Annotated in this window: 17 protein-coding genes and 1 pseudogene; 8 read left to right on the forward strand and 10 right to left on the reverse strand. The window is 65.7% G+C overall.

Annotation, left to right across the window (positions count from 1 at the left end):
• Both LH128_RS19780 and LH128_RS19785 read left to right on the forward strand, forming a co-directional pair.
• Nucleotides 1-237 (forward strand): annotated as a pseudogene (locus LH128_RS19780) (PepSY-associated TM helix domain-containing protein); the annotation flags it as partial.
• Nucleotides 234-515, forward strand: coding sequence for a DUF3325 domain-containing protein (locus LH128_RS19785; RefSeq protein ID WP_008831457.1), 282 nt, complete (start codon nucleotides 234-236; stop codon nucleotides 513-515). The pseudogene LH128_RS19780 and the gene LH128_RS19785, both read left to right, overlap by 4 nt.
• Here LH128_RS19785 and LH128_RS19790 read toward each other — a convergent pair.
• Entirely contained in the window at nucleotides 512-1,414 is a 903-nt protein-coding gene (locus LH128_RS19790) for a LysR family transcriptional regulator (RefSeq protein ID WP_008831458.1), read from the reverse strand. The two genes, LH128_RS19785 and LH128_RS19790, sit on opposite strands and share 4 nt — an antisense overlap.
• 105 nt (nucleotides 1,415-1,519) lie before the next feature.
• On the opposite strand from LH128_RS19790, the gene LH128_RS19795 reads away from it, so the two are divergent.
• Together LH128_RS19795 and LH128_RS19800 are read left to right on the forward strand one after the other, a co-directional pair.
• Nucleotides 1,520-2,317, forward strand: a complete 798-nt coding sequence (locus LH128_RS19795; protein WP_008831459.1) for an SDR family NAD(P)-dependent oxidoreductase — start codon at nucleotides 1,520-1,522, stop codon at nucleotides 2,315-2,317.
• A gap of 115 nt (nucleotides 2,318-2,432) precedes the next feature.
• On the forward strand, nucleotides 2,433-4,271 hold the full coding sequence (locus LH128_RS19800; protein WP_008831460.1) for a diguanylate cyclase: 1,839 nt from the start codon (nucleotides 2,433-2,435) through the stop codon (nucleotides 4,269-4,271).
• Nucleotides 4,272-4,275: 4 nt separating this feature from the next.
• On the opposite strand, the gene LH128_RS19805 is transcribed toward LH128_RS19800, so the two are convergent.
• The 4 genes from LH128_RS19805 to LH128_RS19820 all read right to left on the reverse strand — a co-directional run bounded on the left by LH128_RS19805 (nucleotide 4,276) and on the right by LH128_RS19820 (nucleotide 11,794).
• On the reverse strand, nucleotides 4,276-5,574 hold the full coding sequence (locus tag LH128_RS19805; RefSeq protein WP_008831461.1) for a D-amino acid dehydrogenase: 1,299 nt from the start codon (nucleotides 5,572-5,574) through the stop codon (nucleotides 4,276-4,278).
• A 109-nt stretch (nucleotides 5,575-5,683) separates the two neighbouring features.
• The gene (locus tag LH128_RS19810; protein WP_008831462.1) at nucleotides 5,684-7,282 is read right to left on the reverse strand and encodes a peptidase dimerization domain-containing protein; all 1,599 of its coding nucleotides are present in this window, start codon (nucleotides 7,280-7,282) and stop codon (nucleotides 5,684-5,686) included.
• Between the two features lie 5 nt (nucleotides 7,283-7,287).
• On the reverse strand, nucleotides 7,288-8,880 hold the full coding sequence (locus LH128_RS19815) for an amidohydrolase (protein WP_008831463.1): 1,593 nt from the start codon (nucleotides 8,878-8,880) through the stop codon (nucleotides 7,288-7,290).
• A gap of 16 nt (nucleotides 8,881-8,896) precedes the next feature.
• Entirely contained in the window at nucleotides 8,897-11,794 is a 2,898-nt protein-coding gene (locus LH128_RS19820) for a TonB-dependent receptor plug domain-containing protein (protein ID WP_008831464.1), read from the reverse strand.
• Between the two features lie 689 nt (nucleotides 11,795-12,483).
• On the opposite strand from LH128_RS19820, the gene LH128_RS19825 reads away from it, so the two are divergent.
• Nucleotides 12,484-14,880 (forward strand): zinc-dependent metalloprotease, encoded by a 2,397-nt coding sequence (locus LH128_RS19825; RefSeq protein ID WP_327195221.1) that lies wholly within the window; start codon nucleotides 12,484-12,486, stop codon nucleotides 14,878-14,880.
• 49 nt (nucleotides 14,881-14,929) lie between these two features.
• The gene (locus LH128_RS19830) at nucleotides 14,930-15,499 is read left to right on the forward strand and encodes an Lrp/AsnC family transcriptional regulator (RefSeq protein WP_008831466.1); all 570 of its coding nucleotides are present in this window, start codon (nucleotides 14,930-14,932) and stop codon (nucleotides 15,497-15,499) included.
• Nucleotides 15,500-15,634: 135 nt separating this feature from the next.
• On the opposite strand, the gene fghA is transcribed toward LH128_RS19830, so the two are convergent.
• Genes fghA through LH128_RS19845 form a run of 3 tightly spaced genes read right to left on the reverse strand, consistent with a single transcriptional unit; the run spans nucleotide 15,635 to nucleotide 17,986 of the window.
• Nucleotides 15,635-16,474 (reverse strand): S-formylglutathione hydrolase, encoded by an 840-nt coding sequence (gene fghA / locus LH128_RS19835; protein ID WP_008831467.1) that lies wholly within the window; start codon nucleotides 16,472-16,474, stop codon nucleotides 15,635-15,637.
• A gap of 4 nt (nucleotides 16,475-16,478) precedes the next feature.
• Nucleotides 16,479-16,859, reverse strand: coding sequence for a VOC family protein (locus tag LH128_RS19840; RefSeq protein WP_008831468.1), 381 nt, complete (start codon nucleotides 16,857-16,859; stop codon nucleotides 16,479-16,481).
• Between the two features lie 14 nt (nucleotides 16,860-16,873).
• Nucleotides 16,874-17,986, reverse strand: a complete 1,113-nt coding sequence (locus LH128_RS19845; RefSeq protein ID WP_008831469.1) for an S-(hydroxymethyl)glutathione dehydrogenase/class III alcohol dehydrogenase — start codon at nucleotides 17,984-17,986, stop codon at nucleotides 16,874-16,876.
• Between the two features lie 96 nt (nucleotides 17,987-18,082).
• Between LH128_RS19845 and LH128_RS19850 the strand changes: the two genes are divergently transcribed.
• Entirely contained in the window at nucleotides 18,083-18,973 is an 891-nt protein-coding gene (locus LH128_RS19850) for a LysR family transcriptional regulator (protein WP_327195222.1), read from the forward strand.
• Nucleotides 18,974-18,976: 3 nt separating this feature from the next.
• Here LH128_RS19850 and LH128_RS19855 read toward each other — a convergent pair whose 3' ends face one another.
• A complete protein-coding gene (locus LH128_RS19855) occupies nucleotides 18,977-21,346 on the reverse strand; it encodes a TonB-dependent receptor (RefSeq protein ID WP_037520458.1) in 2,370 nt (789 codons plus the stop codon).
• A 608-nt stretch (nucleotides 21,347-21,954) separates the two neighbouring features.
• Between LH128_RS19855 and LH128_RS19860 the strand changes: the two genes are divergently transcribed.
• A complete protein-coding gene (locus tag LH128_RS19860) occupies nucleotides 21,955-22,545 on the forward strand; it encodes a hypothetical protein (RefSeq protein ID WP_248006126.1) in 591 nt (196 codons plus the stop codon).
• A 12-nt stretch (nucleotides 22,546-22,557) separates the two neighbouring features.
• On the opposite strand, the gene LH128_RS19865 is transcribed toward LH128_RS19860, so the two are convergent.
• A complete protein-coding gene (locus LH128_RS19865) occupies nucleotides 22,558-23,979 on the reverse strand; it encodes an efflux transporter outer membrane subunit (RefSeq protein ID WP_037520460.1) in 1,422 nt (473 codons plus the stop codon).

Raw genomic sequence — 23,979 nt, forward strand, 5'->3', positions numbered from 1 at the left:
CTGGCGATGGCCGGTGCCTGCTTCGTGGCCATACCCCTCGTCAATGCACTGACGACTTCGCGCGGACTGCTCCCCAGCCTGCTGGCAGGCGACTGGACTTTCGCTGCCTTCGATCTGGTCATGCTGCTGCTTGCCGCCGGCTTCCTTCTCGCCGCCGTGAAAAGTGCCCGGGCGCGGGCCAAGGCGACGCTCGGCCGGAAACCGCGCGCAACATCCCGCCAGGCGACGAGCGCATGATGCATCTTCTTCCCGCCCTCATCGCCTTCGCCGGGTTCCTTGCACTGGCCGCCGCCATGAAGCGGCACCAGCGCGATCTCCTCGGCAAATCGCTGACGGAGGCGCAAATGCGGCCGGTACGAATGGCAGGATGGCTGCTGCTCGGTGCAGGCTGGACCGTAAGCGCGGCATTGCTCGGTCTTGCCATGGGCACGATCGCCTGGCTCGGCGAACTGAGCTTGGGCGCCGCGCTGACCGTCGCCACGCTCAACTGGAGGACCGGCCGCCGCGCCCGCTAGCCCGTTCCCGGCAGCACCAGTTCCCGATCAAGGAAATCGAGGAATGCCCGGATGCGCGAGGCCAGCCGCCGATGGCCGACGTAGAGGGCGTGGATGTCCTCATGGTCGCCCGGATTGAATGGCGTCAGGATTTCGACCAGCCTTCCCGCCGCAAGATCAGCGGCGACATGAAACCGGCCCAGCCGGGCAATCCCGCCGCCCGCAACCGCCATCATCCGCACGACTTCGCCGGAATTTCCCAGAAAGGCGGCCTCGATCGGCCTTTGCACCAGCGCTCCATCGACCCGGAACGGCCATGTATCGATCGAGCGGCGGAAGCTGAACTGGAGACAGGCGTGGTCGGGCAGTTCGCGCGGATGCGCCGGTTCGCCATGCTCGCGCAGATATTCGGGGCTTGCGACAACGGCCATCATGCTGCGCCCCAGTTTCTTGGCCTTGAGGCCGGTATCGCGCAAGGGGCCGATGCGGATGGCAAGGTCGGCCCGCTCCTCCACCAGATCGACCAGGGTATCGGACAACGCCAGATTGACCGTGACCCCGGGACAGGCCCTGCGAAAGCGCGGAAGGATCGGCAGCAGACACTGCATGCCGAACGGCACCGAGGCATTGATCCGCAGCGGCCCCCGAGGCGCTTCTTCCGCCGAACCGAAGCCACGCTCGACCTCGTCGATTTCCGCGACGAGGCCCGCAACCCGGCCGCGATAAACTTCCCCTTCCGCAGTCAGGGCCAGAGCCCGGGTGGTGCGCGAGACAAGTTGCACGCCCAGCCGCCCCTCGAGCCGCGCCGTGGCGCGGCTCACCGCCGAGGGCGTCAGGCGCAGCGCCTTGGCGGCACTGGCAAAACTGCCGCCCTGTGCCACGGCGAGGAAAATCTGCATTTCGCCGAAGCGGTTGTCCATCGCGTGATCCGTGATTCTGATTCACTTCTGATATGCCCCACCTCTCACTAGTCATCAATCCTGCGAGCACCTAGGTTCCGGCCACACCAGAAGGAACATCACGTCATGGATCTCAAGCTCACCGGCAAGTCCGCACTCGTCACCGGCTCGACCGCCGGCATCGGCCTCGCCATCGCCGAGCGCCTCGCTGCCGAGGGCGTGGACGTCGTCATCTCCGGCCGCAATCAGGCGAAACTCGACGAAGCCGCAGCCAAAGTCGGCGCGGCGGCGGCGAACGGCGGCAAGGTACGCGCCGTGCTCGCCGACCCTGCAACCGCCGAGGGTGCCGAAACCCTGATCGCCGCGGTCCCGCAGGCCGATATCCTCGTCAACAACCTCGGCATCTACGAAGCCAAGCCCTTCACCGAGATCACCGACGCGGACTGGCACCACTTCTTCGAAGTCAACGTCGTCAGCGGCGCGCGCCTTGCCCGCCACTACTTCCCGAAGATGCTGAAACAGGATTGGGGCCGCGTGATCTTCATCGCCAGCGAAAGCGCGCTCGTGATCCCCGGCGAGATGATCCATTACGGCATGACCAAGACCGCCCAACTAGCGATCGCGCGCGGCCTTGCAGAGCAGACGCGCGGAACCGGCGTGACGGTGAATTCGGTCATGCCCGGGCCGACGCGCTCGGAAGGCATCGTCGAGTTCATCCGTTCGGTCGTCGACAACAAGGATGCGCCGGAAGCCGAGCGCGAGGCGGAATTCTTCGCCAAGCTGCGCCCCTTGTCGCTCATCCGCCGTCTGATCGAAGCTGACGAGATCGCGGCGCAGGTCGCGCTGCTCGCCAGCCCGCTCGGCGCCATCACCAACGGCGCGGCGATCCGCGTCGAAGGCGGGATCGTGCCGACCATCGCCTGACGTGGCGATAGACCGCCTGCCGCCGCGTTCAAGTCACATTTCAGTTTTGTAATTTCGATTGCAACGCGGCGGCAGATGACCGAGGGCTCTATCTCCCGCTTATACGGAGATTCCCTTGGTCGGGTCGTTGTCGCGTCGCATCGTCATCCTGTGCAGCGTGCTGTGCCTGTTGCTGGCACTGCTCGCAGGGTTGCTGCTCGAAGGGTCCGCGCAGACGCGCGCCAGCCTCGCGTGGGTCATCCATTCTTCGCAGGTGCTCAAGACCGCAAACCGCGCGATGGGGCATCTGCAACAAGCGGAATCCGGCGAGCGTGGCTTTGCCCTTACGCACAACCCCGAATTCGGCGAGACGGTAGAGGCCGAAGTCGGCGCGGCGCGAGCGGCGGCAGGCGAGCTTGTCATCCTCACCAAGGACAATCCCGCCCAGAACGACCGCGCCGTCCAGATCCGCACCCTCATCGGCCAGCGCGCGGACCTGCTGGAGCAGATCGCCAAGCAGACCCGCGCGGGTGATTTCACCGGCGCACAGGCCGCCGTCGCATCGGGACGCGGGCGCTATCTCATGCAACTCGTCGAGGCGCGCGTGAGCGACCTGCTCAACGAGGAACGCGCCCTGTCGACGACGCGAACCGACGTTGTGGACAAACGCCTGAGCTACATCACCTGGCTGGTGCTGGGCGGCGTGCCGCTGACGATGATCTTCGTCGGCTACACCGCGGCCACGCTGATCCGGCGCATCCGCCGCCCGGTCGATGCGATGATGACGGTCATGGGCCAGCTTGGCGCGGGCGACCGCGCCGCGCGCATTGATGCCCACATGGAATCGAGCGAGTTCGAACGGCTGGCAAACGGCTACAACGCCATGGCCGAGGAACTGGAGGGCGCCGTCGCCGACCAGCACGAAAGCCAGGATCGCCTCCACGTCGCCAATGCGGAACTCAGCCGCAACACCGAAGTCCTGCGCGAACGTGGCGAGGTGATCGAACTGCTCGGCGGCATGGCCCATCGCATGCAGGCCGCCCGCACCGACGACGAACTGGCATCGATCATCCGCGTCTTCGTCCCGCGCGTGCTACCCGAAATCCCGGGCGCGCTCTACGCCCACAACAATTCGCGCAACCTGCTGGTGCCGATCGCGGCCTGGGGTGGGCTGGATGTTGCCTCATCAGGCTTCGCGCCCGATCAGTGCTGGGCTCTGCGCCGAGGCCAGAGCCACTTCGTCGTCGAGCCCGATTCCGACATCGTCTGCGCCCATGTCGGCAACCAGACCGACCATTACCATTGCGAACCGCTGTTGGCGGGAGGCGAGGTTATCGGCGTGCTCTACCTCAAGGGCGTGGTCGGAACCGAGAACCGTTTCCGCCTGACGGTGCTGACCGAGAACATCGCCTCCGCCCTCGTCAACCACCGCCTCCAGCGCGGTCTGCGCGAGCAGACCATCCGCGATCCGCTCACCAGCCTGTTCAATCGGCGCTACATGGAAGAGACGCTGGCGCTGGAAATCGCCCGAGCCTCGCGTTCAGGCAGCCCGCTCAGCCTCGTCATGTGCGACGTCGATCACTTCAAGCGCTTCAACGACGAGTTCGGCCACGATGCCGGCGACGCCGTGCTGCAGGCGGTGGCGACAGAAATGCGCAGCCGCTTCCGCGACGGCGACGTCGTCTGCCGCTTCGGCGGCGAGGAATTCACGATCATCGCACCCGGCACTTCGGCAGTCACCCTCGCCGCACGGGTGGACGCCGTGCGCCAGTCGATCAGTGAACTGATCGTCCATCAGGGCGGCCGCGCGCTGGGATCGCTGACGATGTCCTTCGGCATCGCATCGTGGGAGGACAGCATGGAGCGCGACGGCTCCACGCTTATAAAGGCCGCCGACGCCGCGCTCTATCGTGCCAAGCGCGAAGGGCGCAACCGGGTCCTCGTGGACGCGCGTTCGGAAACGCTGACGGCCTGACGCCTCAGGCGCTGCGGCGCTGTTCGGCCTCATCCGGCGGGATCATCTGCGCGACCAGTTCCGCCGTGATCGCCGAAAGCGTCCAGCCCAGATGCCCATGCCCGGTGTTGTAGAACACGCGCGGATGCCGTCCCCGGCCGACGAAGGGCATCATCGTCGGCGTCATCGGCCTGAGGCCCGCCCACGGCACCACCTGGCGCGTGCTCATGCCGGGGAAGTGCCGCTCGCTCCAGTCGACCAGCGGGCGGATGCGGTCGGCGCGGATGTCGCGGTTGAAGCCGTTGAACTCCGCCGTGCCCGCCACCCGGAAACGGTCCGCGCCGAGGCGGCTGGTGACGATCTTGGCGTCCTCGTCGAGCAGGCTGACCTCGGGCGCGGCGGCGCGGCTCTCGTCGTCGTTCAGCATGACGGTGATCGAGTAGCCCTTGACCGGGTAGATGTTGACTCGGTCCCCCAGCTTTGCCGCCAGCGCGCGGCTGGCGACCCCGGCGCAGACCATCACCATGTCCCCCTCTACGACCGTTTCGGCACCGAGATCATCGGTCGAAAAGTCCTGCAGGCGGCCGGTATCGGATCCTTCCCCAAGGCCGCCCGCCGCCTGCAGCCGGACCGACACGCCGTCGGGCCGAAGCGCTATGCCGTCCACCTCGCCGCCCAGCACGAACCGCGCGCCGAGGCGGGCGCAGGCGCGGGCGAGGCCGGTGGTGAACTTGTGAATGTCCCCCGTGGAATCGGACGGGGTGAAGAAGCCGCCGCAGAAATCGCCCCTGAGCATCGGTTCGATGCGGGCGATATCGGCGGGCGAGACTTCCTCGCGCTCCAGCCCGCCTTCGCGCAGCAGCACGTTGCCACGCCGGGCCGCCTCGAACGTCTCGGCGTCACGATAGAAATGGAGGATGCCGCAGCGCGAGAGGTCGAAATCTATGCCCTCGCGCTCCGCAATGTCGAACAGGTGACGGCGCGCGGCGATGGCAAGGCGGGTGGTTTCCACGGTGTTGGCGTGGTGCCTGCCGATGGCGCCGACGAACTGCGCCATCCACGAATACTTGTGCAGTGAGGGACGCGGGTTGAACAACAGCGGCGCGTCGGGGCGCAGCAGCCAGCGCAGGCCCTTGGCGATCGTCGCCATGGAGTTCCACACTTCGGCATTGCTGGCGGAAAGCTGCCCGCCATTGGCGAAGGACGTCTCCATCGCCGGGTAGCGGTGCCGTTCGACCAGGGTGACCTCGTGCCCGCGCGAAAGCAGGGCGTAGGCGGCCGTGACGCCGGTGATGCCGGCGCCGATGACGATGATGCGTGCCATCTGCAGGTCCCTTCGTGGGAAGGAGGATATCGTAAGGAAAAGAACCGGCCGGGGCAGTTGGCTCTTGTCAGGGTGTTCGTGACCCCGGCCGGTTGGCGCGCTGGGGGGCTTAGCTGCCCGCGCCGGAGGTTTCGCGACCCGAAGCCTCGTAATCGATGCCCAGTTGCTGGAGGTAGGAATCGTACTTCTTCGGATCGTAGTAGCTGGGCTGCATCGCCGGGCGGATCTGCGCCATCGTCCGCGCGTTGCGGTCGATCGCGGGCATGTCGGTGGCGGCGATCAGCGGATCGTACTTCTGGTCCTTGAGCTGGACGTCCTTCATCCAGGTCTTGGCCTCCGTGATGATCTGCGGCGTGGTGACGAGATCGAGGATCGTCATCGCCACCGCCTTGGCGCCGACGACGGTGCCCTTGTGCGCGATCGGCGTGGCCATCGCCATCGCGGCGGTGGCGTGGTGGAAGATCACGTTGGGAATGTTCGCCGGATAGCCGATGGTGACCGTCGGCACCGTCCACATCACGTCGCCGATGTCGTCCGAGCCGCCGAAGCTGGCATCGCCGCGCAGATCCGGGGTGGAGAGCGGCGCGACCTTATCCGGCAGCGGGGCGACCTTGAGGTGGTTCTTCACCTGCACCGCCTTCGCGAACGCCTGATCGGCGGCGGACCACTGCGGCATGCCCACCGTCTCGATATTGGCGTAGAGCGCCTCGGCCAGCGGCTTGTTGCCGTAGTTCGGCGCGGCGAAGCCCAGCACCTTGCGGCTGACCGTGGTGCCCGTCGCCAGCGCCGAGGCCTCCGAAATCTGGTTGCCGACTTCGTAGAGGTTGCGCAGCGAGGCGAAGTCCTTGTCGCGGAAATAGTACCAACTGCTCGCCTTGTCGGGCACCACGTTGGGCTGGCCGCCGCCGTTGGTGATGACGTCGTGCGAGCGCTGCGTCAGCGGCAGGTGCTCGCGCCGGAAGTTCCACATGACGTCCATCAGCTCCACGCCGTCGAGCGCGCTGCGGCCCTCCCACGGCATGCCCGCCGAGTGGGCGGTCTTGCCCTTCCACTCGTACTCGACGGAGATCATGCCCGTCAGGCCAAGATCACCCCAGCCGGTGCCGAACCCGGTGTTGACGTGCGCGAAGATCGAGGCGTCGACGTCCTTGAACATTCCCGCGCGCACATAGTACGCCTTGGTCGCCAGCAGTTCCTCGGCGACGCCCGGCCACAGCATCAAGCGGCCCTGCAACCCGTGCTTCGTCATCACCTGCTTGGCGGCAAGCGCGGCGGCGACCATCAGCGGCATGCCCGAATTGTGGCCCTCGCCATGCCCGGGTGCGCCTTCGGTGAGCGGCTTGACCTCCGCCACGCCCGGCACCTGCGATACGCCGAGCAGCCCGTCGATATCGCTGCCCAGCGCGATCTTCGGCCCGCCGGTGCCCCATGTCGCGGTGAACGCGGTGGGCACGCCGGCCACGCCGCGCTCCACCTTGAAGCCGTTCTTCTCCAGAATGCCCGCGAGGTACTCGCTGGTCTTCACCTCCTGAAAGCCGGGTTCGGCGAACGAGTAGATCTCGTCCACCATGACCTGGATCTGCTTGCGCTGCGCCTCGACGGCGGCGGCGACTTCCTGCTTGAGCGCCGGGTCGGCAGCCGCCTGCGCGGCTCCGGGGATGAGCGAAGCCGCAGCAAGCGCGGCGGCGAGCAATGCCTTTTTCCGCATCCCGCTTACTCCGCCGGCTTCGTCAGGGTGGGGTACTTGACGCCCAGCTGGTCGAGGTAGGTCGGATACTTGGCCGGGTTGTAGTAGTACTTCTCCATCATCGGGCGGTAGAGCTGCATGTTGCGCTCGTTGAGCCAGATTGCGGGCACGTCCTTGTCGGTCAGCACCGGCGCATAAGTGTCGGTCTTCAGCTGCACGTCGGTGAAATAGGTCTTGGCGTCGGTGACCAGCTGCGGCGTCGTCAGGATGTCGAGCACGGTCATCGCCACCGCCTTGGCCCCCGCCTCGACGCCCTTGTGCGCGATCGGGGTCGCCATCGCGAAGGCCGAGGTGGAGTTGTGGCCGATCATGTTGGGAATGTTCGAGGGGAAGCGGATGGTGATCGTCGGCACCGCCCACATGATGTCGCCGATGTCGTCCGAGCCGCCGCCGGTGGAGGGCTTGCGGTTCTCCGGCGTCGAGAGTTCGGTGACTTCCGACTTCAACGGCTCGATCTTGCGGTCGTTGAAGGTCTGCGCCGCCTTGGCGAAAGCTTGGTCGTCGGCGCTCCACTGCGGCATGCCGACCGCCTTGATGTTGGCATAGGCGGCTTCGGCCAACGGCTTGTTGCCGAAGTTGGGCGCGGCATAGCCCAGCGTCTGCTGGCTCACCGTGGTGCCGGTGGCGAGCGCGGCGGCCTTGGCGATGTCGTTGCCGGTCTCGTAGAGCTTGCGGATATCGGCGAAGGTCCGCTCGCGGAAGAAGTACCAGATGCTGGCCTTGTCCGGGACCACGTTGGGCTGGCCGCCGCCGTTGGTGATGATCATGTGAGAGCGCTGCGTCAGCGGCAGGTGCTCACGCCGGAAGTTCCACGCGACGTCCATGATCTCCACCGCGTCGAGCGCGCTGCGCCCCTCCCACGGCATGCCCGCCGAGTGCGCGGTCTTGCCCTTGAAGCTGTATTCGACCGAGACCATGCCGTTGTTCCCCATCTCGCCGTAGCCGGTCGAGAAATCGGAACTGACGTGGGTGAAGATCGAGGCGTCCACGTCCTTGAACAGCCCAGCCCGCACGTAATAGGCCTTGGTCGCCAGCAGCTCCTCGGCGACGCCGGGCCAGAGCATCAGGCGGCCTTCGAGGCCGTGCTTGGTCATCACCTTCTTCACCGCGATGGCCGCGGCGACCATCAGCGGCATGCCCGAGTTATGACCCTCGCCATGCCCCGGCGCGCCTTCGACGATGGGCTTGAGGTACGGCAGGCCGGGGGTCTGCGAAACGCCGAGCACATCGTCGATGTCGCTGCCCAGCGCGATCTTCGGCCCGCCCTTGCCCCAGGTGGCGGTGAAGGCGGTGGGAATGCCCGCCACCCCGCGCGTCACCGTGAAGCCGTTCTTTTCGAGGATGCCGGTGAGGTATTCGCTGGTCTTCACTTCCTGAAAGCCGGGTTCGGCGAAGCTGAAGATCTGGTCGACCATGACCTGGATCTGCTTGCGCTGCGCCTCGACTTCCTTGGCGACCTCGTCCTTGAGCGGCTGCGGCGCGGCGGCATGGGCAGGGGCGGTCATCATCGCGGTGGTGGCAAGCGCGGCGGCGAGCATGGCGCGTTTGACGGTCTTCATGATCCGAAATCCTCTCTTAGAACTCGACCTTGGCGGAGACGCGGAAGGTGCGGCCGATCACGTCGTAGCGGCTGCGGTTGGTCTGGGCATAAGCGGGTACGTTGTTGCCGTCCGGACCGTTGCCGACGAGCACCGGGTCCTTGTTCAGCAGGTTGTTCACGATGAAGGTCAGGTGGCCGATGCCGTCGCCCATCGTCGGGAACTTGAAGTCCACCGAGGCGTCGAAGTAGACCGCGCCCTTGATCGAGTTGTCGTTGATCGTGCGGTACTGTGCGGTGCTGGCCGGGCAGTCGCCATCGCACTCGATCCAGTCGTTGCCGTAGACGCCGTCGGTGAAGCCCCGCGCCACCAGGTTCAGGCTGACCGGATCTATGTCGTAGAACGCGCTGACGCGGTAAACCCAGTCGGGCGAAGCATAAGTGGTATTGGTCAGTACGCCCGCATAGTCGATCGGGAAGCTGATGCCGTCATCGACCACGTTCTCGATATAGTGCGTGGCCTGACCGTGCAGGCGCAGGGTGCCGGGACCGACTTGCGCTGTGTAGCTGGCCTCGATGTCGAAGCCCTTGGTCTGCTGGCGGGCGAAGTTGATCGGGGTGAGGTCGATCGTGCTCAACTGCCCGTTCACAAAGTGGATGTTCGGGCAGTACGAGGTGACGTTCTGCTCATAGCAAAGGTCCACCGTCTGCTGCGCGGTGATCGACCCGATCGCGTCCTTGATCTTGATCTCGTAGTAGTCGAACGAAAGCGAGACGCCCGGCAGGAAGCTGGGCTCGAACACCGCGCCCAGCGTCCAGCTGTCCGCCACTTCGGGCTTGAGCGCACGGTTTCCGAAGGCATTCTGCACGAACTGCAGCGATCCGGTCTGAGGGGCATTCGCGCCCGTCGGGATGATCACCGAATTGGTACGCGCAGTGCCCGCAGCAAACAGTTCATCGAGGTTGGGCGCGCGGATGTCATGGCTCAGCGTGCCGCGGAAGCGCAGCGAGTCCAGCGCCTGCCAGTTGGCGCCGACCTTCCAGGTGCCGACCCAGCCCGACGTGGAATAATGCGTCCCACGCGCGGCGGCGTTGACGTTCATCCCGTCGAAGATCGGCACGTCGAGTTCGAGGAAACCCTCGGCCACGTCGTACTTGCCCTGGTTGACCCGGAAGTTGCCGTAGAGCCAGCCCGAGTTGAAGACCGGATCGACCGAACCGTTGATCTGCTCGCGCCGCCACTCGACGCCGGTAGCGAAGGCGATATCGCCGGCGGGAAGCGCGAAGGCCTTGCCCGAAATGGTGGCGGCGGCGACGTCCTGCTTGATCGTCTGGTGGCGCAGCGGCTGGTTGCCGTCGTTGTAGATGTAGTCGAGCGCCGCCTGCGAAGGGCCGTTGGTGCCCAGCCGGTCGATCGGCACGCAGCCGTTGCCCGGATTAGTCAGGGTGGAGCGGCACACGATGTTGCCCGAACCGTCGAACACTGCATCCTGCGCCAGAGCCATGCGCGAGTTCATCCAGGTGTTGGTCAGCTCCTCGCGCGCCTTGGTGACGCCCTTCTGGTAGTAGACGTCCCAGTTCATCGGCTTGTCGAACAGGTCGAACTTGCCCTTGGCGCCCACCACCGCGCGGTAGACCTGCCGCTTGATGTTGCTGCCCGGGATCGGGAAACCGGCGTTGGACGTGCCCACCGAGATGCTCGACAGGTCCGCAGCCGCCATCGCCGCCGCCACGGTCGGGTACTGGCTGAGCAGATAGGCATTGTCCGCCCGGATCGTGGTGCTGCTCGGCGTCTGCTGGTACGAACTGGCGCTGATCGAGCGGTTGTAGGAAAACTGCCCGAAGACCTCGATGTCGGGCGTCACGTCGAAACCGATGCGCTGGAACACGCTCAGCCGCTTGTCGAGCGGGACCAGGGTGTTGGTGCCTTCGTGGCCGGCCAGCGTGGTCTGCCAGTCGCCGCCGATCATCCACGGGTTGCTGGTGCTGGTGCTACCGTAGTTGAGCTGCCCGGTCTGCCCTTCGCCGAGGAAGTAGGTGCCCTTCAGCACGCCGCTGGTGATGAGGCCCCCGGCGGTGTAGCCGGTCGGGCCGAAACCGCTGCCGACCAGCCGCTGCGGTTCGCCGTTGTCCGCGGTGTAGGCGGGGTTGTTGATCTGGAAGTAGCCGGAATTGTTCCAGTCGCGGTCGACCCCCTCCTCGCGGTTCTGCTTGAAGTAGGAGACGTTGGTGAGCAGGTGCAGCCGGTCGTCCAGCAGCGAGAAGCCCGCGGTGCCGGTGAAGCGGTAGTTGAAGGCGTCTCCATAAGTCGAGATGCCGGTGTCGGCGCCGATCTTGAAGCCCTTGTAGCCGGTGTCGAGGATGAAGTTGACGACACCGCCCACCGCGTCCGACCCGTAGGCGGCGGAGGCGCCGCCGGTGATGACTTCCACCCGCTTCACCAGGTCCTGCGGGATGGTGTTGATGTCCACGGTGCCGCCCACGGTCGAGGCGACCGAGCGCTGCCCGTCCACCAGCACCAGCGTGCGGCCGACGCCCAGCCCGCGCAAGCCGATCGAGTTGATGCCCGCACCCGCGTTCGAAAGCCCGCCTGACGCCGTGCCCGAAGTGCCCGAACCGGCGATGGCGGGCATCTGGTTCACGAAGTCGGAGATGTTCGCGGGGGCCTGCGCGGCGATGTCCGCTTCGCCCAGCACCGCGACCGGAGTCGGCGCGCTGTAGCCGTCGCCGACGATGCGCGAACCGGTGACGACGATGTCGTTGACCGGCTCCTCATCCGCAGGCGTCGGCGCGCCTTGCGCCATGGCCGGAGCGGCGAGCAGCAGCGGCACTGCCGCGCCTGCCAGCAGCAGGGCACGGACCGAACGCGCTGAAAAGCTTTCCATCATGCCTCGGCGCTGCGAGGATCGGCCCGAGGCCTGGACTACATTGCGCATCGCGAAAAACTCCCTGTGACCGAATCTCTCGCCACAGGCGCCCTCATCCCGATGGACGGGGAATGGACGTGGTTCCTCCAGGCACACGGATGTGCTCACCGCCCTCGCGGCGGCGCCGGCAAAGCGCTTGATGAAAGACCCGTATTCCCCGTTCCCGCCTACCCTTGCGGGAACCCCATCATCCGGCAGTGTCCGTCTTGGATTTCGGTTTGCCCCCGATCCGGATCGCTGCCTGATGCCGTCGATACTATCCGGAAGGGGGCGAATGATCCCAATAAAGTTGCGGCTATTTTGCCGATCGCTTGATGGATTTCAGCGTTAATATCGTGATCTACGCAAGATTGGTGCGGGTGCTCGGGAACCCGCGCATTTTCCCGAACCCGATCGCGCCGTGATTCGCGAAATGCAGCGCAGCATCGCCGATGCGGTAGGCGACTTGTGCAGGCGACCAAGCACTCGCGCATGATTTTCGCGGCTTTTTCATCCTCTGCGCAGGATTCCATCAACGACGCGCCATTCCACCCCGATAAGTTCGGGGAAGCTGCGCGAGGTTTGCGCTAGGCTTTGCTGCAACGGCGAGATGAGGGGTTCACGCGCTCGCCACCAGCTCCACAGGGGGAATACTCACGATGTCATTCGTCGCCCGCATGAAGCCCGTCCTCGTCGCGAGTTGCGCGTTTGCAGCTTGCATGACCGCTGTTCCGGCATGGGCCGCGCCCGCCCCAGTCTCCTCCTCGCCCGATGGTTCGCTGCTGCCGGTGCAGGTTGATGCCGCCAAGGGCAAGGTGCTGTTCACCCTGCCCGCCCCCGCCGCCGACGGCACCTCGGGCCGCTACCTGTTCACGCAGGCGATCAAGACCGGCCTCGGCTCCGCCGCGATCCGCATCGACCGGGGCATGCAGGGCGATACCAAGGTGCTCGCCTTCCGCCGCATGGGCGGCAAGGTGGCGGTCGTGTTCGAGAACCCGCGCTTCCGCGCCAGCGGCGATGCGGGCGTGCAGATGGGCGCAAAGGCCAGCTTCCCGTTCAGCACCGTTGCCATGCTCGACGTGGTGAGCGAAGCTGGAGGCGGCGTCACCGTCGACCTCACCCCGCTGCTGATGACCGACGCGATGGACCTGGCAGGCGCGATCGGCGAAAGCGCCAAGGGCTACAAGCTGTCGGAAAAGCTCAGCGCGCTCGATCCCGCCTCGGTGAAGGTCTTCCCGAAGAACGTCGAGCTGGAGACGGTCCAGACCTTCACCGCCGACAGTGCGGGCCGCGAACTCGATACGCTCGCCCCCGATGGCCGCGCGGTCAGCGTCACCGTCCATTCCTCGCTGATCGCGCTGCCCGAACCCGGCTTCGTGCCGCGCAAGTTCGACATCCGGTCGGGCAGCCACGCCACGCAAGCCTATGACTTCGGCACCCCGCTGGGCACGCCGATGCTGGTCGAATATTCCAACCGCTTCCGGCTGGAGAAGACCGACCCGTCCGCCGCGCGCTCTCCGGTCAAGAAGCCGATCGTCTTCTACATCGACAGCGCCGCGCCCGATCCGATCCGCACCGCGCTGGCCGACGGCGTGCGCTGGTGGGCCGACGCCTTCGACGCGGCGGGCTTCGTCGATGCCTTCAAGGTGGAGATCCTGCCCCCCGGCGTCGATCCGCAGGACGTGCGCTACAACGTGGTCAACTGGACCGACCGCCAGAACCGCAGCTGGTCCTACGGCGGCGGCGTGATCGACCCGCGCACCGGAGAGATCGTCAAGGGCGTGGTCGTGCTTGGTGCCCTGCGCGTACGGCAGGACATCACCATCTTCGAGGGTCTCGTCGGCACCGCGCAGAACAACACCGGCGGCCCCAACGACCCGGTCCGCGCCGCGCTCGCCCGCATCAGTCAGCTCGGCGCGCACGAGGTCGGCCATGCGATCGGCTTCGTCCACAACTTCAAGGCCAGCCTGCAGGACCGCGCCTCGGTGATGGACTACCCCGCGCCCAAGGTCGCCATCGCCGGTGGCAAGCTGGACCTCGGCGACGCCTACGCCACAGGCATCGGTAAGTGGGACAAGTTCACCGTCGATTGGCTCTACGGCCAGCCCGCCCCCGGCGTAAACGGCGACGTGGAAGCCGCCGCCAAGGCCGATGCGATCCACAAGGCAGGCCTGATCTTCGGCACCGACGTCGATGGCCGCGCGCCCGACCTCGCGGTGCCCGGCGTCAACATGTGGACCGAGGGCGACGACACCCCAGCCGACCTTGCCCACACGATGGAGGTCCGCCGCATCGCGCTGGCGAACTTCGGCCCCGGCGTGCTTCTGTCGGGCGAGCCGCTGTCCAACCTGCGGCGCAAGTTCGTGCCGATCTGGCTGTTCCACCGCTATTCGATCGACGCCACCGGCAAGCTGGTAGGCGGGGTGAACTATGAATACGCCGTCGTCGGCGACGGGCGCAGCGCGCCCTCTCCGGTCCCCGCCGCGCAGCAACTGGAGGCGATCGACGCGCTTGTCGGCACGCTTTCGCCCAGCGTCCTGACGGTGCCCGCATCACTCGCGATGATGCTGTCGAGCGGCAGCAGCGCACGCCCCGACGCCGAGGCTGTGCCCGAAGTCATGCGCGGCGCGGGCGCGGCGGTGTTCGATCCGCTCGTCGCCGCACAAGTCGCCGCGCAAGTCACGCTCGACAGCCTGCTCGCACCGGCGCGCCTGACGCGCCTGCACATCCAGCACGGCTACGACGCAGGCCAGCCCGGCGTTGGCACGCTGCTGGGTAAGCTCTCCCCGGTCGTGGCCGCGCACGGCGATGCGGTGTCGCGCCGGATTTCGCAGGCGACCTTGCTGGCGATCGCCGCGGCGCGGGCCGATGCCGATACCCCCGCCGACGTCGCTGCCCTGCTCGACGGCTACCTCAAGGAAACCGCCAGCGGCTTCGCGAAGGCGAAGGGCAGTTCCGAGGATGCGCTGTGGCAGATTTCGATGGCCGCGCTGCTGCGCGACCCTGGACGCCTCGCACCGGAGATCGGCAAGCAGAGCCGCCCCCGCCCGCCGATCCCCGCCGGGATGCCGATCGGTGGCGATACCGGATGGTTCGACAACATTCTGTCGGAATAACGCACCCTCCCACGCCCTTTTGTTTGAAATCCAAAGGACATTCGGCACTATGGTTTCGAAGTTGAAAAAAGGGGCGCTCAACAAGATGGATATGCAGTCCGGTAAACTGCACTGGCTGGATGCTGCGCGCGGCAAGCCCGCGCAGCATGAACTCGACGATACCGACCTCAAGCTGATGCGGGCTCTCGTTTCCGACGGGCGCGCATCGGACGTGTGGCTGGGCGAGAAGGTCCATCTGTCGAGCACGGCGGTCGCCCGTCGCCGCAAGATCCTAGAGGAAGCGGGCTACATCACCCATTACTCCGCGAACCTCAACGTCCGGTCGCTGGGCTACGGGACGCTGGTTATGGTCTCGATCGAACTTGTCGCGCAAACGGAATCGGTGCTGCAGGACTTCGAGAACGCCGTGCTGCAGAGCCCGTCGATGCAGTTCTGCGCCTTCGTCACGGGCGACACCGACTTCCTCATGATCCTCAACGTGCAGTCGCTGGAGGATTACGACATGATCTACCGCAAGGAACTGTCGGTGCTCCCGCACGTGCGGCGCATCCGCAGCAGCTTCGTCCTGCGCGAAGTGGCCAGCCGCCAGATCGCCCCGGTCATTCTAGCAGGGCGTTGATGACCCTGCGCGTCGCCATGCCGTGGTAAGGCATCAGAGGGAAACACCCTCCGTCATTGTGAGCGAAGCGAAGCAATCCAGGGCGGTGCCATGCCGCGGCAGGTTGCTTCGCTCGCAATGACGAAAGAGATAAAGTCAGGCGCGAAGGCGCTCCGCGTGCCAGGTGACGTGCTGCGGCATGAACGTGGAGATGAAGTAGTACGAATGGTCGTACCCTTCCTGCATGCGGATCGTCGCGGCCTGCCCCGCCTTCTCGCATGCTGCGGCGAGCAGGGGCGTGCGCAGTTGCTCTTCGAGAAAGCCGTCCGCCGTCCCCTGATCGACCAGCAGCGCCGGAACGCGCGCGCCGTCCTCGATCAGCGCGCAGGCGTCATAAGCGCGCCAGTCGGCACGGTCTTTGCCAAGATAGCCCGTCAGCGCCTTGTCGCCCCACGGGCAATTAAGCGGCGAGACGATCGGCGAAAACGCGCTGACCGAGCGGAAACGATCAGGATTACGCAGCGCGATCGTCAGCGCGCCATGTCCGCCCATCGAGTGGCCGGTGATCCCCTGCCGCGCCATGTCGGCCGGGAAATGCTGCGCAACAAGCGCGGGCAATTCGGCCTCGATATAAGAGCGCATGCGGAAATGCTGCGCCCAGGGATCACGCGTCGCATCGACGTAGAAGCCCGCGCCCTTGCCGAAGTCGTAGCTCTCATCGTCAGGCACGTCGTCGCCGCGCGGACTGGTATCCGGCGCGACGAAGATCACGCCATGCTGCGCGCATGCTGCACGAAACTCACCCTTCTCGGTGACGTTCGCATGCGTGCACGTGAGCCCGGAGAGATACCATAATACCGGCAGCTTCGTGCCCGGCTCATGGTCCGGCACGAAGACGGAGAACGTCATCGGCGTTCTGGTCTCGGCGCTGTCGTGGCGATAGACGCCCTGCGTGCCGCCGTGGCTGCGGTTGGTGGAAATCGTCTCCAGGCTCATCGCATCAGGCCTTCGGTGCCTGCCAGAGGCAGAGCTTGTTGCCGGTCGGATCGCGCAAGTACGCGCCGTAGGCACCGGGGAACATCTCGCGCGGGCCGGGTGCGCCTTCACAGGTGCCACCCGCAGCAAGACCTGCAGCATGGGCGGCATCGACCGCATCGGGACCGGATGCGGCAAAGCCGATCGTGCCGCCGTTGGCGAAGCTCGGCGCATTGCCGTCGCGCGGGGTCACCGCAGCGAAGAAGCCGCCAGACGTGGCGTATCCGACGCCGTGCCCTTCGCCGATCAAGTTGCCCTCGCCATGACCGAGCGCGCCGAGAACGGCATCGTAGAAGGTCTTGGCGGCCGGAACGTCATTGGCGCCGACCATGATATGCGTGAACATCGAAATTTCCCTCTTCAGAAGACCACGACCGAGCGAATGGATTCGCCCGCGTGCATCAGATCAAAGGCGGTGTTGATTTCTTCAAGGCCCATGACGTGAGTTATCATCGGGTCGATCTCGATCTTGCCGGTCATGTACATGTCGACGATCTTGGGCACGTCGGTACGGCCCTTGGCGCCGCCGAACGCGGTGCCGCGCCAGTTGCGGCCGGTGACCAGCTGGAACGGGCGCGTCGCGATCTCCTTGCCCGCTTCGGCCACGCCGATGATGATCGAAGTGCCCCAGCCGCGATGGCAGGCTTCCAGAGCAGTGCGCATCACTTCGGTGTTGCCGGTGGCGTCGAAGGTGTAGTCGGCGCCGCCGTCGGTCATCAGCACGATCTTCGCCACGATGTCCTCGCGGCTCATGCCCTTCGTATTGAGGAAATCGGTCATGCCGAAGCGGCGGCCCCATTCCTCGCGATCGGGATTGATGTCGACGCCGATGATCCTGTTCGCGCCAGCAAGGCGGGCTCCCTGGATCACGTTGAGGCCGATGCCGCCGAGGCCGAAGATGACGACGTTGTCGCCCACCTGCACCTTGGCGGTGTTGATCACCGCGCCCACGCCCGTGGTGACGCCGCAGCCGATGTAGCACGACGACTGGAACGGCGCGTCCTCACGTATCCTGGCGACCGCGATCTCGGGCAGGACGGTGAAGTTCGAGAAGGTCGAGCAGCCCATGTAGTGAAAGATCTGCTGGCCCTTGTAGCTGAACCGGCTGGTGCCGTCGGGCATCAGGCCCTTGCCTTGCGTGGCGCGGATCGCGGTGCACAGGTTGGTCTTGCCCGAGAGGCACGACTTACACTGGCGGCATTCCGGCGTGTAGAGCGGGATCACGTGGTCGTCCTGCTTCACGCTGGTGACGCCCGGTCCCACCGCGCGCACGATCCCGGCGCCTTCATGGCCGAGGATCGAGGGGAAGATGCCCTCGCTGTCGAAGCCGTCGAGCGTGTAGGCGTCGGTGTGGCAGATGCCGGTCGCCATGATCTCGACCAGGACTTCGCCTTCCTTCGGCCCTTCCAGGTCCACTTCGACGATTTCGAGCGGCTTCTTCGCCTCGAAGGCAACGGCAGCGCGGGTCTTCATGCGGGGTGTCTCCTTTTCGCCGCGGGTTCTAGCGCCTTGCCGGATTGTCGTTAATGGGGTTCTTGGGAAAAGCATTATAACCGAGTGGAAAAAATCGTGATTGGAGCCTGGGACGGCATCGAGGAATTCGTGACGGTGGCGCGGACCGGCAGCTTCACCGCCGCCGCACGCAGCTTCGGCGCTTCGGTCACGCACATGAGCCGCGCCGTTTCCCGGCTGGAGGCGAAGCTCGGCAGCCAGTTGTTCCATCGCACCACTCGCTCGCTGGGGCTGACCGAAGCGGGCCGCATCTTCTACGAGACCGGCAGCCGCCTGATCTCCGAGCGCGAGGACGCCATCGCCGCCGTCACCGCGCAGGGCAGCCCGCGCGGCAACTTGCGCATCACCTGCTCGTACACATTGGGAGAGCGGTTCATCGGCCCGGTTTTGCGCGAGTATGCGCGTGAGCATCCCAGGCTCGCGATCGCCTGCGACCTCGACAACGACGTCGTCGATCTGATCCGCGACGGCTACGACATCGCCATCCGCACGGGGCATCTGGAGGACTCGCGCCTCGTCGCGACACGGGTGGCTTCGCGGGCAATGGTCACCGTCGCCGCGCCCGCCTATCTCGCCGCGAAGGGACGCCCACAACGCATCGCCGAGTTGAAGGAGCACGACTGTCTCGTCGGCTCGGCCGCGCTCTGGCACTTCCAGCGCGGCGAAACCTTTCGTCCGGAAGGGCGCTGGCGCTGCAACAACGGAACGATGGTGCTGGAAGCGGCGCTGGAGGGCATGGGCGTGTGCCAGTTGCCCGCGTTCTATACGGCAGCGGCGATCGCAGAGGGCCGGCTGGAGGAAGTGCTCGCCGGAGAATGTCCCGACGACGAACCGATCTGGGCCGTCTATCCACGCCTCAAGCACCTCTCCCCCAAGGTCAGCCTGTTCGTGGCGCTGCTGCGCCGCCGATTGCCCGCTTTATTGGCGGGGCAATCGGCGACGGAGTAAGGCTCAGCGGCTACCGAAGGCGTAGCGGACGTTGATACCGAACTCGCGCGGGGCGGTGGTGGTCACGCCATTGTATGTGCTGGTGAACGTGGTCGCCGCGCCGCCCCCCAGAATGTTGCGATAGGACGTGAACAGCGGGTCGGTCCGGGTCAGCGTCTTGGTGGTGTCCAGCAGGTTCTTGGCGAAGAGCGAGACTTCCCAAGCCCCCTTGGCGTCGCGGATGCCGGTAAAGACATTGACCAGACCGTAAGAGCCGAGGTTGTCGTAAATGTTCACCGGATCGACGCGCGAACTGCCGAAGAAGTTGAACAGGCCGCGCACGTACGCATTGACGTGATCGCTCACCGCGAAGCTGTATTCGCTGGTCAGCGTTGCGCTGAACGGCGCCTGGAAGCCGGAGCGCTGGTTGACCTGGCAAGCCGAGATGTTGTCGCTGCCGACCGCAGCCTGCAGAACCGGCAGCGAAGGCGCGGACGTGATCACGTCCGGCACGCCGTCCCCGTTGAGGTCGTTACACGGAACCGTGCCGCTCTTGATCTTGCCGATCGAGTAGCTGGCGACGAGACCCAGGTTCCAGCCGTCCATCACGTCGATCGAAACGTCGCCCTCGATGCCGTTGACCTCGACCGGGACGGCGCCGACGAAGTTGAACTGGGTCACCACCGGGTTGTCCGGGTTGGTGTAATCGACGAAGTAGACCCCGCGCCCGCCGGTGCGGTACGGATAGTTCTTGAACTTCTGGTGGTAGGCCGTCGCGTTCAGGCGCATGCGGCCGCCCATAAGCGTGCTCTTGAAGCCCAGTTCATAGGACTTGGAGCTTTCCGGCGGCAGGTTGACGAAGCTGTCCTCCAGTTCCGACATGCGCTGGCTGAAATCGCCGACCACGTTGATGCCGGGACGCCAGGAGCTTCCCGTGCTCGCATAGACCATGAAATCCGGCGAGAAGTTGTGCTTCACCGAGGCGGAGTAGATCCACTTCTTCGCATCCTGCCCGGTCGTGGCGGTCGAGGCGCCGTTGATGAACAGGCCGTTTTGCGAAGTGTAGGAGATGTGGCGCACGCCGCCGGAAACTTCGGTCCCTTCACCCAGGTGCGCGGTCAGGTTGCCGAAGAACGACTGCTCGTGGCTGGTGTTGGTACGGTCGATGGCGGTGTTGACGATGCCAAAAATGGCGCCGGTCGTCGCGCTCGTCGGATAGCCGAGGATCGTCGGGCGGTTGAGGGTCGTCGGGTTGTCGTTCTTGTAGTCGAAGAAGCCGACGACATAGTCGAAGATGTCAGCGATGCGCGCGTCGTTCTGCAGGCGGATTTCGTGCGAGGTCGCCTTGGGCGACGAATAGGTGTCCTGAACGGTTCCGGCGGAAAAGAAGTTGGCCTCGTCCGAATTTTCGATGCCGGTGATCTTCTGGGTATAGTGCTGGCCCTGATAGATCAGCACTTGCCCGAAGCCCGATGCCTCCGCGCGCCAGTTGTAGATGTCGTAGATCTGGTGGATCGGACGCGGCGATTCCATGATCGAGCGGCGGTCTGAACTGTCGATATAGACCGGGCTCGCAGCTGCGTCGGGGTTCACTTCGCTGAAGGACGCGACCTGATCGTAGAGACGGGCCTTGCGGTCCATCTTCTGGTACATGCCCTCGAACTTGAGCCAGTCGGTGGGCTGCACGATAGCGGAAATGCGGCCGCTCTTGGTGGGCTGGAAGGGATCGCGCGCGGAAGTGATCGGGCGGACGCGGTCGGCCTCGTTCTCGTCCCAGACACCGGCGACGCGGATCGCGGCGATGCCTTCGATGATGGGCAGGTTGAAGCCGCCCTTGAAGTTGAGCGTGCCGATATCGTTGGCGGTCATATCGGTGAAGCCGCCCACCGAGTAGAGGTCGGGCTTCTTGGCGCCGATGGTGATCGAGCCCGAAGGCGCGGCGCGACCGCGCAGCGTGCCCTGCGGCCCGCGCTGCACTTCGATCTGCCCGATGTCGTACATCTGTTGCAGGATCACGCCCGCCGTGATCGGCGCGTCGTTGAAGTAGAATTCGACCGTCGGGTTGGTGCCGCTGGCCGAGACGTCGAAGTTGACGCCGCGCAGGCGGCCGCCGCCGCCGACGCCGTTCGCCTCGGTGGTGAGCTGGAGGCCGGGGACGAGGGTGGAGACTTCCTTGAAGTCACGGATGTTGAGCTTGGCCACGTCGTCCGCCGTCACCGTGTCGATGACTGCCGGAACATCCTGCACCGCCTCGTCGCGGCGGCGAGCCTGGACGATGATGACGTTGCCGGCGACCGCTTCGTCAGCGGAAGTATCCGCATTTTGCGCAAGGGCGGGGGTCGAGAGACCGGCCAGGCTGGCGGAACACAAAAGTACAGACGAAAGCAGCCTCATCACATCATCCCCATCATTGGTCTTACCGTTCCGGCCGTTCCCCCGCGCGGCCTGCGAGCCGCGCGGTTCGGGAAATGACCGGCGATCACCCCGTTCTTGTGGCGGGGCCATTGTTCCCCAGGTCTCCTCGAAGCGGAAACCTGTCCGGCCAATTGCAAGACTTTCGTCCCGTGATCGGCTTGCGGACCATACGAGGGGGGCCGCCTGGAATGAAGCAGTGGTGGCCAACATCTTCCCGGCGATGATGCTCCTGTTGCCATTCGCCGTGGCGATTTGTCGAAGCGCGCGCCATCAGACATGAGGTAAGTGCCGGAAATGACACTTTTCCTCAGGAATCAGCCGAAGTTCGCGGCACATGCACTTGGCTGAGGCGCCCAAGACCGAGCGCAATATTGCATTCGGTCTTACCAATTCTATCAAATGTCGCAAAATGACGGCGCTGCGCGGATTGGCTTGAGAGGTCCGCAGTGATGTTCGAATCAGCGGCTCATGGGAAACCTTCACCCGTGACACTTTGCCGCCGGTAAAGTGTCATTGCTGACAAAGCGAAGCGCGGCCCGGAAAGGGGATTCTCACGATTCCGTTTATGTGCTCTATTTTGCCTCGCTATGTTCTTTCACACGCCCCTCTCCCCGCATCGCGGGCAGGCCAGCGACATGGCGGACCTGCTGGACCGCGTGGCACAGACAAGTTCGCGGCCGCGCTATGCCTTCATGGTGCTGAGCCTTATCGCGGAAATCGCGCGGCCCGATGGCAGCGCCGGGCCGTTCATCCTGCGCGAGGGCCGCACTACCCTGCTGCGCGACTGGCTTTGCGACGCACTCGCTCCGATGGGTGCGCGCGATCCTAAGCGACTGATTCTGGCTGAAAAAGTGCGCCTTGATCTGCTCTCATCCGGCAGAGCCCCGGCTGAACCGGCCGCAGCGCAAGCGGTGATCGCCGCCGAAGTGCACGAGCGTATCCGCAAATCGGGCAAGACCAATTTGAGCCGCGCGGTATCGGAACTGGTGCAGGCCGGACTGGTCCGGCGCCATTACCAGGGCTTCCGCGTCGATCACCAGAACCGCGGAGCCGGGCGGCATGCGGTCTATACGCTGGTCGGCGGAGCCCGGTGCCTGATGGGGCGATCGGCCGCCATGCCCCAGCCCGCCCCGCCGGGCAGAAGCGAAACGCGTCAGGGCGAACTCCGGCTCAACTGACCTAATATTGGCTCAATCGCCCGACATGGAGCCGCCAAACTCCGTCAAGCCGCCGCCAACCGCCTTCACGAAGGCTACACTCGCCTGCATCCGCTGCGTCTGAACTGAGATGTAGGCGCGCTGAGCATCGAGAGCGTCGGTTTGCGCCGTCACCACGTCGAGGTAACCGGCCGCACCGTCGCGGTAGCGGGACATGGCAATGTCCCGCGTGCGCTGCGCGGCGTCGGCCGCCTCCTTCTGCGCGACGGCGGCGGAGGAAAGGTGATGCATCGCCGCGATCGCATCCTCGACCTGGCGGAAGGCGGTCAGCACCGTTTCGCGGTAGTCCGCTGCCGTCTCCTCGTAGTCCGCGCGCGAGATCTTGACCTGCGCCGAGCGGCGGCCGCCGTCGAAGATCGTGAGCAGGCTGGTGAGCGGACCGAGCGACCAGAACGTGTTCGGCGTCGTCAGCAACTGGCCATTGGTGGTTTCCCACCCGCCCGCCGCACCAAGCGTCAGCGAGGGGAAGAACGCCGCCTTGGCCACGCCGATGCGGGCATTGGCGGCGAAGACCCGCCGCTCCGCAGCGGCGATGTCCGGGCGGCGCTGCAGCAGATCGGACGGCGTCGCCGCCGGAGGCGCGGGCGGCGCGAAATCGCCGACCGCCACCGGCAGATCGAAGCCGGACGCCACTTCGCCGACGAGCGCGGCGATCTCGTGCTCGGTGGCGGCGCGCTGGTTGGCGATCGTCGCCACTTGCGCGCGCGCATTGCCGAGGACGGTGCGGGCGCGATTGACGTCGATCCCGGAGGCGACGCCGCCGATGTGCCGCTTGTCGGTCAGGTCATAAGCCCGGGCGAAAGCCTCGACCGAACGGTCGAGCACTTGCGCCTGCGCATCGAGCCCGCGCAGCCGGAAATAGGCGTCCGCAACCGCAGCCTGCAGACTGAGGCGCGCGGAAGCGAGATCGGCGGCGCTCGCATCCGATTCCGCCGTGGTCGCCTTCACCTGGTTGCGAATGCGGCCCCACAGGTCCAGCTCGTAATCGATCGACCCGCCCACGGTATAGTCATTATACTTGCGGGAGCTTCCGGTGCTGAGCGGCCGGTTCGCCGACAGCCGCTCGCGCGAAGCCTGCCCGCTCACGCCCGCTTGCGGGAACAGATCGGACTGCTCCACCCGCGCCGCAGCGCGCGCGGCGTCGTACCGCGCAAGGGCTGCCGCAAGGGTCGGACTGGCCTTGGCCGCGCGTGCCTCGAGATCGGCCAGCGTGGGATCGGCGTAAACGTCCCACCAAGGCCCCCTGCCCTCTGCATCGCGCGGAGTCGCGGCAGCCCAGCCGGGCATTTCCTTGAACTGCGCGGGCGCCGCGGTCTGCGGCGGTTGGTAGTCCGGTGCCATCGTGCAGGCGCCCAGCGCGAGAGCGACCGACAGGCCCAGCGTCCGGGCGAGCAT

Origin of the sequence: Sphingomonas sp. LH128, assembly GCF_000293195.2 — a bacterium.
Classification (GTDB): Bacteria; Pseudomonadota; Alphaproteobacteria; order Sphingomonadales; family Sphingomonadaceae; genus Novosphingobium; species Novosphingobium resinovorum_A.

Coding starts and splice junctions, on each gene's coding strand:
- LH128_RS19785 (WP_008831457.1), top strand. CDS start 234: ATGATGCATCTTCTTCCCGCCCTCATCGCCTTCGCCGGGTTCCTTGCA.
- LH128_RS19790 (WP_008831458.1), bottom strand. CDS start 1,414: ATGGACAACCGCTTCGGCGAAATGCAGATTTTCCTCGCCGTGGCACAG.
- LH128_RS19795 (WP_008831459.1), top strand. CDS start 1,520: ATGGATCTCAAGCTCACCGGCAAGTCCGCACTCGTCACCGGCTCGACC.
- LH128_RS19805 (WP_008831461.1), bottom strand. CDS start 5,574: ATGGCACGCATCATCGTCATCGGCGCCGGCATCACCGGCGTCACGGCC.
- LH128_RS19810 (WP_008831462.1), bottom strand. CDS start 7,282: ATGCGGAAAAAGGCATTGCTCGCCGCCGCGCTTGCTGCGGCTTCGCTC.
- LH128_RS19815 (WP_008831463.1), bottom strand. CDS start 8,880: ATGAAGACCGTCAAACGCGCCATGCTCGCCGCCGCGCTTGCCACCACC.
- LH128_RS19820 (WP_008831464.1), bottom strand. CDS start 11,794: ATGCGCAATGTAGTCCAGGCCTCGGGCCGATCCTCGCAGCGCCGAGGC.
- LH128_RS19825 (WP_327195221.1), top strand. CDS start 12,484: ATGACCGCTGTTCCGGCATGGGCCGCGCCCGCCCCAGTCTCCTCCTCG.
- LH128_RS19830 (WP_008831466.1), top strand. CDS start 14,930: ATGGTTTCGAAGTTGAAAAAAGGGGCGCTCAACAAGATGGATATGCAG.
- fghA (WP_008831467.1), bottom strand. CDS start 16,474: ATGAGCCTGGAGACGATTTCCACCAACCGCAGCCACGGCGGCACGCAG.
- LH128_RS19840 (WP_008831468.1), bottom strand. CDS start 16,859: ATGTTCACGCATATCATGGTCGGCGCCAATGACGTTCCGGCCGCCAAG.
- LH128_RS19845 (WP_008831469.1), bottom strand. CDS start 17,986: ATGAAGACCCGCGCTGCCGTTGCCTTCGAGGCGAAGAAGCCGCTCGAA.
- LH128_RS19855 (WP_037520458.1), bottom strand. CDS start 21,346: ATGAGGCTGCTTTCGTCTGTACTTTTGTGTTCCGCCAGCCTGGCCGGT.
- LH128_RS19860 (WP_248006126.1), top strand. CDS start 21,955: ATGTTCTTTCACACGCCCCTCTCCCCGCATCGCGGGCAGGCCAGCGAC.
- LH128_RS19865 (WP_037520460.1), bottom strand. CDS start 23,979: ATGCTCGCCCGGACGCTGGGCCTGTCGGTCGCTCTCGCGCTGGGCGCC.